Genomic DNA, 12,618 nt, shown 5'->3' with positions numbered 1-12,618 from the left:
TATGTACTTAATTACAATTTAGAAAAATTATGAAGGAGGATCCTTATGGACTCAAAAACAAATGGTTTTCTAAGTAGGTTTTTTCATCTTGATAAAAACAATACTAACGTAAAAACAGAAATAATCGCTGGAATCACAACTTTTATCACTATCGCTTATGTTTTGATAATTAACCCTCAAGTTCTCGCAACCCCTTTTAATATAATGGGTGATGCAAGTATGGCTGAAAAAGTATCTAATGGGGTCTTTATTGGAACATGTCTCGGTGCCTTTATCGGTACAATTCTCGTAGCTCTTTATGCAAAACTACCTTTCGCCCAAGCTCCAGGTATGGGACTAAGTGCATTTTTCGCCTACACTACTATGCTTGGAATGGGATATACATATCCTCAAGCTCTCGTTATAGTTTTCATTTCTGGTCTACTTTTCATAGTAATAACTGCCCTCGGTATTAGGGAGGCTATTATCCGTGCCATTCCTGATGCTATAAAACTCGCCATGACTCCAGGTATAGGCTTGTTTATTACCATAATCGGCCTAAAAAACGCAGGTCTTGTCGTTAAAAACGAAGCAACCCTTGTCGCTCTAGTCGATTTTGCCAAATGGACAGGTCAGGAAAAAGAGTTGATTTTTGGGGCTGTTTTATCTCTAATCGGATTATGTCTGATTACAGTCCTAAGTCATAAGAAGGTAAAGGGAGCGATTTTAATTTCAATAATATTAACTACTCTCATAGGAATCCCTATGGGCATAACCCACATTTCCAATTTTAGTCTTGATATAGCTTCAAAGCTTAACGATTTTTACGAAATATCCTTCTTTAATTTAGACTTTGCAGGTCTCTTTAAGGGCTCTGATATGTGGACAAATATTTTTACAGTAACTATGCTTGTTCTAAGCTTTTCTCTTGTAAATATGTTTGACTCCCTTGGTACCCTTCTTGCAGCCGCCAAACAATCAGGTTTAGTTGATAAAGATGGAGAAGTCATTAATTTAAAGCAAGCACTTATGAGTGATGCGATTTCAACTGCAGCTGGTGCCTTGGTTGGAACATCAACCGTAACAACAGTTGTAGAATCATCAGCAGGCATAGCAGAGGGTGGAAGGACAGGACTTACCTCGCTTACAACAGCGGCCCTATTCTTGTTATCTATAATCTTCGTTCCACTAATTGCTATAATCCCAGCCCAAGCGACAGCTCCAGCTCTAATTTTTGTTGGCGTATTAATGTTATCAGGTGTTAAGGATATAGACTTTGATGATTTGACAAATGCCCTTCCAGCTTTTTGTACAATCGTCTTTATGCCTTTTACCTATTCCATAGCAAATGGTATAGCCCTAGGTCTGATAACTTTCTGTATAGTAAAGGCATGCACAGGTCAAAGCAAGGAAATAAAACCACTAACCTTAATTATAGCTCTAACTTTTGTCTTTAGATATGCCTTTATAACCTTAGGATAGGAGAATAAATGACAAATTTTGTTTTAAAGGGAAATATTTTATATAGTAAAAATAAGGATGAGATTAACTTTTTTGAAAATTCATATCTAGTTTGCCAAGAAGGCCTAAGTAAGGGAGTTTATGAAAACTTACCTGACGAATACAAAGACTATGAGCTTATTGATTATTCAGGAAAAATCATCATGCCTGGTCTAGTCGACCTTCACATCCACGCCCCTCAGTACAATTTTAGGGGCTGTGGTATGGACTTAGAGTTACTAGACTGGCTAAATACTTACACCTTTGTAAGTGAGGCTAAGTTTAAGGATACAAACTATGCGAGAAAATCCTACGAGAGATTTGTTGATTATATAAGGAAGGGACCAAATACTAGATCAGTTATCTTTGCAAGCCTTCATGTCGAATCGACCATAATTCTAATGGATCTTTTGGAAAAATCTGGCCTTGTTACTTTCGTAGGCAAGGTTAATATGGATAGGAATGGAGGGGCTGACCTTGAAGAAGCCGATGCAGATTTTTCAGCTAAGGCTACCCTTGATTGGCTACATGCCATAAAAAACAGGTACGAAAACACTTATCCAATCTTAACTCCAAGATTTATCCCATCATGCACAGATGAGCTTCTTAGAAAGCTAAAAAAAATCAAGGACGACTACAAGCTTCCTATCCAATCCCACCTATCAGAAAATTTAGGTGAAATAGAATGGGTAAAGGAACTTATCCCAGAGTCCAAATTTTACGGGGATGCCTATGATATGTTCGACTTGTTTGGAAAGACCAACAAGACTGTCATGGCCCACTGCGTTTATTCTAAGGAAGATGAACAAAAACTTATAAAAGACAACGGAGTTTTCATAGCCCATTGTCCAGACTCAAATACCAACCTCACATCAGGTATAGCTCCAGCAGGAAAATACCTAAGGGAAGGTCAAAAAATAGGCCTTGGCTCTGATGTAGCTGGAGGAAGCCACGCTTCAATCTTTAAGGCCATGGCAGATGCAATCAAGGTTTCAAAATTAAGATACAGACTTCTTGATGATTCAATTAAGGCCCTTAGCCTAGAAGAAGCCTTCTATATGGGGACACTAGGAGGGGGAGAATTTTTCGGCAAGGTCGGCTCCTTTGATAAGGATTACGAATTTGATGCAATAGTAATTGATGATCGAAGATTTCTAGAAGAAGACTATTTTAGCCTAATTCAAAGGCTAGAAAGAATAATCTACCTATCAGAAGATAGGGATGTTATTGGAAAAATTGTAAGAGGAAAAAAATTATTCTAAAAAGAGGGCTAGCCTAGGCTAGCCCTTGATATTTTCTCTAATAAATTCGATTAGGCCTTCTATCAAGTCATCAGAAGTCTTGTAGATTCTTGGCTTATCGAAAACATTACCGTCCTTATCCATATAGGAAAGACCAGTTATTAGCTTGTTTATATACAAAAAGTCGTTTTGGAAGACGTCTTTTTTTATTTCGCAAATCTTATCTTCTCTATCATTACCATTAAGTCTTATATCTGTATATAATTGAAAAATTGGGATGCCTCTTTCAAAGGCTATGCCCATCTCTCCAGCAAGGCCCAAATCTTCTGTATCCATAAGGCCAATCAAAAGGTCAGCTTCCTTGAGCCTCTTGTAGTCAGCCCAAAGAATATCATAACCATTAGCGAAACCTGCCGCCTTATCATTTATACTTAGATTATCGGCTGGATTATATAGGTCGATTTTATCGCCAAATTCTTTTTCTAGGGCATCTTGCACCTTTTTGGCTTGATATCTTTGTCCTTCTATAAATAAGTCACATCCTAAATATATTTTCATAATTTTCACCTCCCATCTATTATAACAAATAAAAAAATTTACTAAAACTATTTTATAAAATATAATAAGAATAAGAGAGGTGCTTATGAAAAAAAATATAAAAATTCTATCAACAAATTTCGATATAAGCCTAGGTAATGTAAGCGAAAACCTTGCTTCTATCAAAGATATAATAAAAAAAGCTGACAAATACGGGGTAAACATCCTATCCCTTCCAGAATTGTGCCTAACAGGAGCTTCCCTTTATGATTTATATAAGGAAGATGTATTAATAGAAAGGGTCAAAGAAGCGATCATTGACCTAAAAGCTTTCTCCAAGGACTATGATCTTCTCATAAGTCTAGGTGCTCCCCTAAGAGAAAATGGCAAGCTCTACAATACCATGCTTTTTATTAAGAAGGGTGAGCTTATAACAAGCTTTGTCAAAGAAAATCTCAAAGCCTACGAAAAAAACATCTTTTGTAGCGAAACTCCAAACTATTTTAGCCTAGGATCTAGTGAAGTTCCTGTAAATATGATTTATCCAGCAGAAATTTCAGGTATCAGGATTGGAGTAGTTATAGGAGAAGATGAAAGAGATGCCATAGCAACTTCCTTGGTCTTTAAGGAAATGGGGGTCGATTTAATCTTAAATCCTAACGCCTATGAGAAAACAGTCCAATCAAACAGACAAAGCCTTAGCGATATAAGCTACTTATCCAAGGGGCTTGTCTATGTATCATCAGGAGCTGGCAGGGGAGAATCTAGCACAGATTCAGTCTATCAGGGCTTAAATGTAATAGCTTATGATGGAGAAATAATCGAAAGTCGTGTAAATGACTCAGTAATCCTTATCAAAAATTTTGAAATTGATGAAAATAGCCCTACAGCCTTTAAGAAATTTACTGACGAGAAAAATAAAGTAGCTAAGTTTCCTTATCTTCCAAAAGAAGCAAATAAAAAAGAATTTGTAGGAGATATAATGGAAATAGGAAGCTCTGCCCTCCTAAGTAGGATGAAAAAAATCGGAGTCGAGGATGTATTCTTGGGAGTATCAGGTGGGCTTGATTCTACCATGACCCTACTTTTCATAAACGAAGCCTACAAGAAGGCTGGCCTTCCAAAAGAAAAAATCCACGCCTACACCATGCCTGCCTTTGCTACAAGTAAGAGGACTAAGTTAAATGCCTTTTATTTATGCCAAGCCTTGGGAATTGACCTAAAAGAGATAAACATATCCGAAGCAGTAAAAATCCACCTAGCAAATATTGGCCATGACCTTAAAAGTCAAGATGTGGCTTACGAAAATGCCCAAGCAAGGGAAAGAACCCAAGTCCTCCTTGACCTAGCCAATATGTACGGGGGAATAGTAATAGGAACTGGCGATTTATCAGAATGTATGCAGGGCTTTGCAACCTTCAATGGAGATCATATAAGTAACTACTCCCTAAACTCAAGTCTAACTAAGACCCACTTGCGTTTCATAGTAACTTACCTTGCCGAAAACACAGACAATGACAAACTAGCTAAAGTTCTAAAAGATATAGTAGAAACTCCAATCTCTCCAGAACTAAAAAATGAAACTGATGATAAAATAAGCCAAAAAACTGAAGACATCATAGGCCCTTACGAGCTAATAGATTTCTTTATCTACCATCACCTCAAAGACAAAAAAAGTCCAAGAGAAATCCTAGCCTTGGCAAAATCCGCCTTTGGGGATGACTATAAAGAAGAAGTCATAAAAAAATGGTTAACCTCCTACTTCAAGAGATTTGCAGCCTCCCAATTCAAGAGAGCAACTGCAGTAGATGGGCCAAACATCACAGGACTTTCAACATCACCTAGACTAGGCTATAAAATTGCCTCCGATATGGCTTCTACTTTGTACTTGGAAGATATAAATGAATAAGAAAAAAATCGCCACAGGCCTAGGACTCCTTGCCCTAGGTCTAGGCTTTTATATCGACAGGCAATGCTTCTACGCCAAGGAAAAAAGAATTGATCTTAGAAATCCCAAGGTCAAAGGAGAAATAAGGATTACCCAAATATCCGACCTCCACTCCAATGTCATAGCCAATCTAGATGACATGCTAAGAAAAATCAGACAATTCAATCCCCACTTTATAATCCTAACTGGCGATATCATCGATTATGGAACAGAAAGAAAAATAGAAAGAAGCCTATTTTTTCTTAAAAATCTAAGAAAACTTGAAATTCCTACTTTTTTCATATCAGGTAACCACGAAGAAAAAGGCCCCAATCTCGATTACTTTGTAAGTCAGATGGAAAAACTTGGCATAGTCTATCTATTTAATGATGGGGTAAAATTTTCTGTAGGAGACAATATAATAAATCTCTATGGCACAGGCCACTATGCTAGATTTTATGAAAAATATAAACCAAAAGATGATAATATCAACATCATCCTAAGCCACCTATCAAAATCAATAAGAGATGATCAAATAGATGACTTCGACTTTATCTTCTCAGGTCATACCCATGGCGGTCAAGTAAGATTACCAATAATCGGTGCCCTCCTAAGCCCAGCAGAGGGAATCTTGCCAGATTACGATATGGGAGTATTCCCTTACAAAAAAGGTATAATATATGTCGATAGCGGACTAGGAAACACCTTCCTACCACTGAGATTTCTAGATCCTGTGGGCTATTCCAACATAAGCATAAAAAATGGGTCTGTAGTTTAGTGGCAAAACAAGGGTGTCCGAAGCCAAAGATGGGGGTTCGATTCCCTCCAGACCTGCCAAAATATCAGTTCTATGACAGAGCTGATTTTTATTTGCGAATTTGCCTTCATATAGCAAAGTTTAAAGCTAAATTTATAAAAATAGTTCTATGTTACAGAAATGTAGACAAAACAATTAATAGTAAGCTTGAACAAGTTGAATCCCTCAACGTTCCAGCGACTAAAGCTACATCCACCTTATCCGATATACCAAAGAGTCCTAATAGAGGATCATCAAAACTTGAAGATACTATCGTAAAGATCATAGACCTTCAAGGAGAAATCAATAGGGATATAGATAAGTTGTTAGATTTGAAAAAGAAATCGTAAGAACAATAAAAAAGATAGAAGATAAAGAACTTCAAGTAGTTTTAGAAAAAAGATATCTTTGTTTTGAATCTTGGGAGAAGATAGCGGTTGAGATGAATTACTCAATTAAGCATATCTTTAGACTTCATAGTAAGGCTTTGAAAAATAAAGAAGTATAAAAAATCGGGTGACGCATAAATGCATCACCCGCAAAACTTTCGTCTTCAATTCGTACTATTGTTATAGTAGCAATTTTAAAACTTGTCTAGGATATCATGGTGTCCAATATCTAAAAGGAATATCAACTTATTATTTTCATAGAACCAAATAATGCGAATATCCATATTCACAGAAGATTCCCATATTCCATCTGTACCTTGTATCTTCTTGGTTCTTAAAGATGGATGGGTAGGATTTTCTACGAAAAATTTAAGTTTCTTTTTCATTTGTATCTTTTCAGTATCAGATAGTTTTTTATAATGTTTTTTAAAGGCTTTCGAATAAGTAATTTTATAGGACATTACTTATCTAACTCCTCAAATAGAGAGTCAATGGAATCAAAGATTGGCCTTTCTCCATTTTTTATAGATTCTTTAATTTCTTTTACTTCAGCTTTTAAATTTTTTATGACGTGTTCTGGATAGATTGCAACTGGAACAAGTACAATTTTTCCCTTATCTTCTATGACTTCAAATTGATCGCCTTGATTTAATTCCATAGATTTTACTATGTCTTTTGGGATAGTAACTTGTGATTTAGCTTTTAGTTCAACCAACATAAGAAAACCTCCTTAGTTAGAAATTCATACTTTCTAACTAAATTATATTTTCTTCTAATGAACAAGTCAAGTGGAGAGTAAAGTTGATAGAATGAGAGTAAGTAGTTGTAGTATAGTTAAAATAGCAAAAGAATAATAAAACGAGCCTTGGAGATTAAATCTTCGAGGCTTTTAATATTTAGAGGTGTTTAAATGCCAAGCAAACCTAAGAGACCATGTTCTAATCCAGCTTGTCCAGAATTAGTTGCTGGACGATTCTGTAAGAAACATGAGAAAGAATACAACATAAACTATGAAAAATATAAACGAGATCCTAACACTCATAAGCGTTATGGAAAAGCGTGGAGAATTATTAGAAAAAGATATGTAGCAGAGCATCCACTTTGTGAGATGTGTTTAAAAGAAAATAGAATGAAAAAGGTAGAGGAAGTTCATCACATACTTCCTCTTTCTCGTGGTGGAACTAATGACGAAGGTAATCTTATGAGTCTTTGTAAATCATGTCACTCAAAGATTCACGCAAGGAGTGGAGATAGATTAAATAATAAAAACGAGAGATAGAATCTTCTATCTCTCGTTTAATGGAACTAATAGCTAAGAGTACCGCAGTTGTGATTGCCCCATCCATCTTTGATGGCTTTTCCAATAAGATAATTAATATCAGCAATAGATGGAATCCTAGCTTGTCCTCGTGCAGCTTGAAGAGTACCATCTGGACGCTTCCAAATAAATCGGTATCCGTTTTCTTCGTTTCCATCTCCATACTCATATCGGACATATTGGAAACAAAGATTCCAACTATCAGTTTCACCAATTTGTGCCTCATTTAAAACGACCACTCTTGTTTGATTCATAATGACCTCCTCATAAGTATCTGATAAGCAACTGATAAGTATATAATAATATATTTTTATAAAGACGTCAATAAAAATTTTATATTTTTTTAGAAGGGAGGGGGAGTCTTAATCTCTACGACTGATTTCCCTAGCAAGGGTGCCTTTCTCTCACGCACAGAAAACGGGTTCAAAGGCCCTATTAATGCCCTAACTCAATATCTATGATTTTGTTGGTAGGTCAGATGTCGCTTTGTTTCAAATCTTTGATTTTTCAAAAAGCGACGAAAGAGAGAATAAAAAAAGCCCTCTCCGTGGTCCGCATGTAGAAAATCTACATTAAGCGTGGAGAGGTTCTGTCGAATTGATTATAACATAGAACTAGTTAAAGTCAATACATTAGCAAAGAAAGAAAGTAGGAGCTGATGTTATCGTTAAATACAGAACATACAGATTTATAATAATGATATAAGTAAAGGAAATTTTGTTAAAGCTATTGATAATTGGGTTAATGAGATTTGATTAAAGCTTAAAATTAGAATAAGTATATAAATAAGACGCTTTAAATATAAATTGAAAACATAGCCCCATCATTAGGATGATTTCTATTGATGGGGCTATGTTTATTTTAGTTTTTAAATAGCTTATATTCATCATTTATGTACTATCTTCTGACAGTCAGGGCAAATTCCTGTAAATTCGAAGTTGTGGCCTGTTATTAGGAAGCCTGTTTCTTTTTGTATTTGCTCTTCTAGTGGATGGACAGGGCAGTTTTCTAGGATTATTTTTTTGTTGCATATGGTGCAAGTCATAAAGTGCTTGTGCTTTTCGTTGTTTAGTTGGTAGTAGCTTATGCCATCTATATTTGTGTTTCTTAGAAGGATTTCATTTTCTTCAAGAGTGTTAAGGTTCCTATAAATAGTGGACAAATCAACCCTGATGTCTTCTTTGATAAGTTCATAAATTTCGTCTGCTGATATAGGATTGTTGCATCCTAATAGGGTTTCTAGTATAAGCTTTCTTTGCTTAGTTATTCTCAAATTTTTTTTCTTTAGTAAATCTTCTATATTCAAAATCTTATCCCTCCTTATATATTATACAATTATTTGACAGATTGGAAAATAATAATATAATCATATTTGCAAATAGCTTGCAAAAAGAAAAGGAGATAATATGAAGGTAAAAAATATAGTAGCAGTATTGGCTCTAAGTTTTGTTTTAGGAGCTTGCGGCAACAATTCCGATAAAGAAAAGAGCCCAGATAAACAAGAGGCTAAACAAGAAACTAGCGTCAATGAAGAAAAGAAGGATGAGAAAAAGGCTGAAGATGCTAAGGAAGAAAGAGTTATTTATACATCATTTTTCCCAATATATAATCTAGCTAAACAAATAGCAGGAGATAAGTTTGAAGTTAAATCTTTTGTGAATTTAAAGACAGAAAGCCATGATTTTGAGCCATCTGCAAAAGAAATCGCAGAACTTTCTTCTACTAAGTTAATGTTTATTAATGGTGCCGGCATGGAAGAATGGGAAGGTGCTGTAAAGGATGCAGTCGATATTGACCTAGTAAATACAAGTAAGGATATTGACCTTATCAAGGCTAGTGAAGATGATCACGACGATCATGATCATGACCATGATAAGGATGAAGCGAAGGATGAGCATAAGGAAGAAGCTAAGGATGATGACCATGACCACGACCATCATCATGGCGAATATGACCCACATACTTGGCTAGATCCAGCTAATGGTAAGCTTCAAGCAAAGATAATTGCTGATAAATTATCAGAAATTGATCCTGCAAACAAGGATTATTATATGGCAAATTATGAAAAGATTGCCAAAGAGCTTGACGATATGGTTAAAGAATATAAGGAAAAATTTGCTAAGGTTGAAAATAAGAAATTCATAGTTCCTCACCAAGCTTTTGGTTATCTTGCAAGGGAGTTTAATCTTGAACAAATTCCACTAAATAGTCTAACATCAACAGGTGAAGCAGATGCTAAGGTATTAAAGGAAGTTGCAGATCTAGCAAAGGCTGCTAAGTTAAAGACTGTATTTTACGAGATGGGTGGTTCAGATAAGGAAGCTAAGACTCTAGCAGATGAAATTGGAGCAGAGGCTAAGCCAATTAACACCCTCGAGTTTGCAACTGATGATGAATTAAATTCAAACAAAACTTACCAAGAAATGATTAAGGAAAACCTAGAAGCAATCTATAAGTCCTTATCATAAATACAATTAGACCTATAAATCCTAAGAATTAAGTAACTTTAAGGGCAAAGAATTATTATATCTTTGCTCTTTCTTTTAATTTTTTATCTTAGACAAAGCTAAGATTTTTTAAGAATATATGGGTCAAGGGGTATAATGTAGTATATGAAATTGCTAGAGATTAAAAACCTTAAATTCGGGTATGAAGAAAATTTAATACTTAATGATATCAATCTCCAAATAGAAAAGGGTGATTTTATTGCGATTAGTGGGGAGAATGGTTCGGGTAAGTCTACTTTGATTAAGCTTATTTTGAAGGCAGAAAAAAAGGATTCTGGACAGATTAAAATTCTAGGCAAGCCTATCGAAGATTTTCATGAGTATGAAAAGATAGGCTATCTTCCTCAAGTTAGTGACTCATCTCAGATTGCCTTTCCTGTTACTTGCAAGGAATATGTAAGACTTGGCCTATACAAGGACTTTAATATTTTCAATATGGCGACAAAGAAAGTAGATCAAAAGGTTAAAAATGCCTTCTCCTCTCTTTCTATCGAAGATTTGATAAATAAGCCTTTCAACAAGCTTTCTGGCGGTCAGCAACAAAGGGTCATGATTGCAAGGGCTCTTGTTTCCACACCCGAGATGCTTATCCTAGATGAGCCTACTGTTGGCATAGATGCTAAACACAAAGAAGCTTTCCTAAAGCTTTTGGCCCATCTTAATAAAGACCAGGCAATTACAATCCTAATCATAAGTCACGAGATGGATCTAATAAGGGACTTGGTTAACAGAACCGTTGTTTTAAAGGAAGGAAGGCTAATTGATGCTTGAATATGATTTTATGAGAAGGGCCCTACTTGCAGGAGGAATGCTTGCAATAATTATCCCTATGATAGGCGTTGTAATGATTAATAGAAAGACTTCCATGATTGGCGATGCCCTAAGCCATTCATCCCTATCGGGCGTTGCCCTTGGACTAATTTTTGGTATAAATCCTCTTTGGTCCTCACTTCTTATTTGCGTTCTAGCAAGTTTTGCAATCGAGGTCATTAGGAGGAGATTTAAGCAATATGGCGATATGGCAACAGCTATAGTAATGAGTGCAGGTATAGGTCTCGCTGCCGTCCTATCCGACTTTACCCCAGGAGGTAAGAGCTTTGAATCCTTTATGTTTGGTTCAATTACCACAGTTAGCAAGGAAGACCTCAGACTAATTGGAATAATATTTGTTCTAGTCCTAGTCCTTTCTCTTTATTTTTATAATGCACTCTTGTACAATTCTATAAATCCGATGATGAGTAGGCTATCAGGAGTAAAGACTGACCTAGTAGATTCTTTCTTCACCCTAATTACTGCAATAACAGTTGCAATATCTGCAAAAACTGTCGGTGCCTTGATGATAAGTTCCCTTATGGTAATACCAGTAGCAAGTGCCCTCCTTATAGCCAAATCCTACAAGGCTTCCTACCTTATAGCGATAATTCTTTCTTTGATATTTATGCTAAGCGGCATAAGCATAAGTTTCTATCAGGGAATAAAACCAGGAGGAGCCATAGTCCTAATAGCGATAGGATTTTTATTAGTAATATCCTTATTTAGCTTGATAAAAAAGAAAATCCTTGTTAAGAAATGAATAAAAGAGACATAAGTATGAATCTATTTCAGATTATTACTCATGCCTCTTTTCTCTAATTATAATTATTTATTAATTTTTCATCACAAAATCTAAGGCCATCTATATGTTCGAATAAGTCATCTTTAATTTTTCGGCCTAGTGAATCTAAGACAAAATCAATACCTTCTCTTCTTGCGAGTTTGGCAGCAGGAACAAAGTCAGAGTCTCCTGCAATCAAGACGATTTTATCCACTTGCTTCTTATATGCTAAAGAGGCAATATCAATTCCGATTTTCATATCAACACCTTTTTGTTTAGATGTTAGATAAAAATCCTTAGTAGTTAATTCATCAATACTAAGACTTCTATTTATTATTTTTTTTACACTTTCATATTTTAAAGTATAATTAACTTCATTTTCTGAAAGTCTACCTAATCTCAAAGCTACTTTTCTCTTCTTCTTCAATTCATTTAAAAATTCATTCATCCATAGATACTGAGGGTGTTTTTTCATATTTATAACCTTCATTGTTAGGGGGTCATATACGCTTGTATCAAGAGGAGGACAATCATAATAGAATATTCTATATAAATCATAGTATATATCTTCTCTTCTGATTTTTTCTTTTAAATGCCTCATACAATATGTAATCAGCATCTTAGCATCTTTTTCAGGACTATCTTCCTTTAATGCTTTTAAGGCTACTTTCCTGTAGTAACCTCCATCCACTAATATCGCTGCTTTCATTTTCGCTCCTATTAATAAAAAATCCTTGGTTTCGAAAATTCCCTTAGGGTGGGATATCTAATGCCAAGGATAAATATCATTGATTACAACATATCGTTGTTCATTTATATAATATCTTGAA

15 protein-coding genes are annotated in these 12,618 nt (G+C 35.3%); 9 read left to right on the top strand and 6 right to left on the bottom strand.

Annotated elements, in window-relative coordinates:
• The first annotated feature begins 45 nt into the window (after positions 1-45).
• Together P6936_RS02750 and P6936_RS02745 are read left to right on the top strand one after the other, a co-directional pair.
• Positions 46-1,461, top strand: a complete 1,416-nt coding sequence (locus P6936_RS02750; protein ID WP_276861638.1) for an NCS2 family permease — start codon at positions 46-48, stop codon at positions 1,459-1,461.
• Positions 1,462-1,469: 8 nt separating this feature from the next.
• The gene (locus P6936_RS02745; protein WP_276880769.1) at positions 1,470-2,741 is read left to right on the top strand and encodes an amidohydrolase family protein; all 1,272 of its coding nucleotides are present in this window, start codon (positions 1,470-1,472) and stop codon (positions 2,739-2,741) included.
• Positions 2,742-2,759: 18 nt separating this feature from the next.
• Here the strand turns inward: P6936_RS02745 and P6936_RS02740 are convergent, their stop codons facing one another.
• Positions 2,760-3,278 (bottom strand): nucleoside 2-deoxyribosyltransferase, encoded by a 519-nt coding sequence (locus tag P6936_RS02740; RefSeq protein WP_004837227.1) that lies wholly within the window; start codon positions 3,276-3,278, stop codon positions 2,760-2,762.
• 85 nt (positions 3,279-3,363) lie between these two features.
• On the opposite strand from P6936_RS02740, the gene nadE reads away from it, so the two are divergent.
• The 3 genes from nadE to P6936_RS02725 are packed head-to-tail and all read left to right on the top strand — an operon-like array spanning position 3,364 to position 6,330.
• The gene (nadE, locus tag P6936_RS02735; RefSeq protein WP_276880768.1) at positions 3,364-5,166 is read left to right on the top strand and encodes an NAD(+) synthase; all 1,803 of its coding nucleotides are present in this window, start codon (positions 3,364-3,366) and stop codon (positions 5,164-5,166) included.
• Complete coding sequence (locus P6936_RS02730) at positions 5,159-5,962, top strand: metallophosphoesterase (RefSeq protein WP_276880767.1); 804 nt, start codon at positions 5,159-5,161, stop codon at positions 5,960-5,962. The genes nadE and P6936_RS02730 overlap by 8 nt, the downstream gene beginning before the upstream one ends.
• Before the next feature lie 29 nt (positions 5,963-5,991).
• Complete coding sequence (locus P6936_RS02725) at positions 5,992-6,330, top strand: hypothetical protein (protein WP_276880766.1); 339 nt, start codon at positions 5,992-5,994, stop codon at positions 6,328-6,330.
• A gap of 233 nt (positions 6,331-6,563) precedes the next feature.
• Here the strand turns inward: P6936_RS02725 and P6936_RS02720 are convergent, their stop codons facing one another.
• Positions 6,564-6,830: a type II toxin-antitoxin system YafQ family toxin gene (locus tag P6936_RS02720; RefSeq protein WP_276880765.1), complete on the bottom strand. Its 267-nt coding sequence runs from the start codon at positions 6,828-6,830 to the stop codon at positions 6,564-6,566.
• Positions 6,830-7,087 (bottom strand): AbrB/MazE/SpoVT family DNA-binding domain-containing protein, encoded by a 258-nt coding sequence (locus tag P6936_RS02715; RefSeq protein ID WP_004837231.1) that lies wholly within the window; start codon positions 7,085-7,087, stop codon positions 6,830-6,832. Before P6936_RS02715 ends, P6936_RS02720 begins: the two co-directional genes overlap by 1 nt.
• Before the next feature lie 192 nt (positions 7,088-7,279).
• Here P6936_RS02715 and P6936_RS02710 point away from each other — a divergent pair, with 192 nt between their 5' ends.
• The gene (locus tag P6936_RS02710; protein WP_276880764.1) at positions 7,280-7,648 is read left to right on the top strand and encodes an HNH endonuclease; all 369 of its coding nucleotides are present in this window, start codon (positions 7,280-7,282) and stop codon (positions 7,646-7,648) included.
• Between the two features lie 26 nt (positions 7,649-7,674).
• On the opposite strand, the gene P6936_RS02705 is transcribed toward P6936_RS02710, so the two are convergent.
• Positions 7,675-7,941, bottom strand: a complete 267-nt coding sequence (locus tag P6936_RS02705) for a hypothetical protein (protein ID WP_276880763.1) — start codon at positions 7,939-7,941, stop codon at positions 7,675-7,677.
• 632 nt (positions 7,942-8,573) lie between these two features.
• The gene (locus P6936_RS02700; protein ID WP_276880762.1) at positions 8,574-8,993 is read right to left on the bottom strand and encodes a Fur family transcriptional regulator; all 420 of its coding nucleotides are present in this window, start codon (positions 8,991-8,993) and stop codon (positions 8,574-8,576) included.
• 100 nt (positions 8,994-9,093) lie between these two features.
• Between P6936_RS02700 and P6936_RS02695 the strand changes: the two genes are divergently transcribed.
• From P6936_RS02695 to P6936_RS02685, 3 genes are all read left to right on the top strand, one after another.
• On the top strand, positions 9,094-10,155 hold the full coding sequence (locus tag P6936_RS02695; protein WP_276880761.1) for a metal ABC transporter solute-binding protein, Zn/Mn family: 1,062 nt from the start codon (positions 9,094-9,096) through the stop codon (positions 10,153-10,155).
• A gap of 144 nt (positions 10,156-10,299) precedes the next feature.
• Positions 10,300-10,965, top strand: a complete 666-nt coding sequence (locus P6936_RS02690; RefSeq protein ID WP_276863683.1) for a metal ABC transporter ATP-binding protein — start codon at positions 10,300-10,302, stop codon at positions 10,963-10,965.
• Positions 10,958-11,767 carry a metal ABC transporter permease gene (locus P6936_RS02685; protein WP_060929350.1) on the top strand — a complete coding sequence of 270 codons (810 nt, stop codon included), beginning with the start codon at positions 10,958-10,960 and terminating at the stop codon, positions 11,765-11,767. Before P6936_RS02690 ends, P6936_RS02685 begins: the two co-directional genes overlap by 8 nt.
• A 55-nt stretch (positions 11,768-11,822) precedes the next feature.
• Here P6936_RS02685 and P6936_RS02680 read toward each other — a convergent pair whose 3' ends face one another.
• Positions 11,823-12,497 carry an NYN domain-containing protein gene (locus tag P6936_RS02680; protein ID WP_004837238.1) on the bottom strand — a complete coding sequence of 225 codons (675 nt, stop codon included), beginning with the start codon at positions 12,495-12,497 and terminating at the stop codon, positions 11,823-11,825.
• Positions 12,498-12,618: the final 121 nt, after the last annotated feature.

Origin of the sequence: Anaerococcus tetradius (assembly GCF_947087635.1) — a bacterium.
GTDB classification, from domain to species: Bacteria; Bacillota; Clostridia; order Tissierellales; family Peptoniphilaceae; genus Anaerococcus; species Anaerococcus tetradius.
This window is presented reverse-complemented; position numbering and strand designations above follow the sequence as displayed.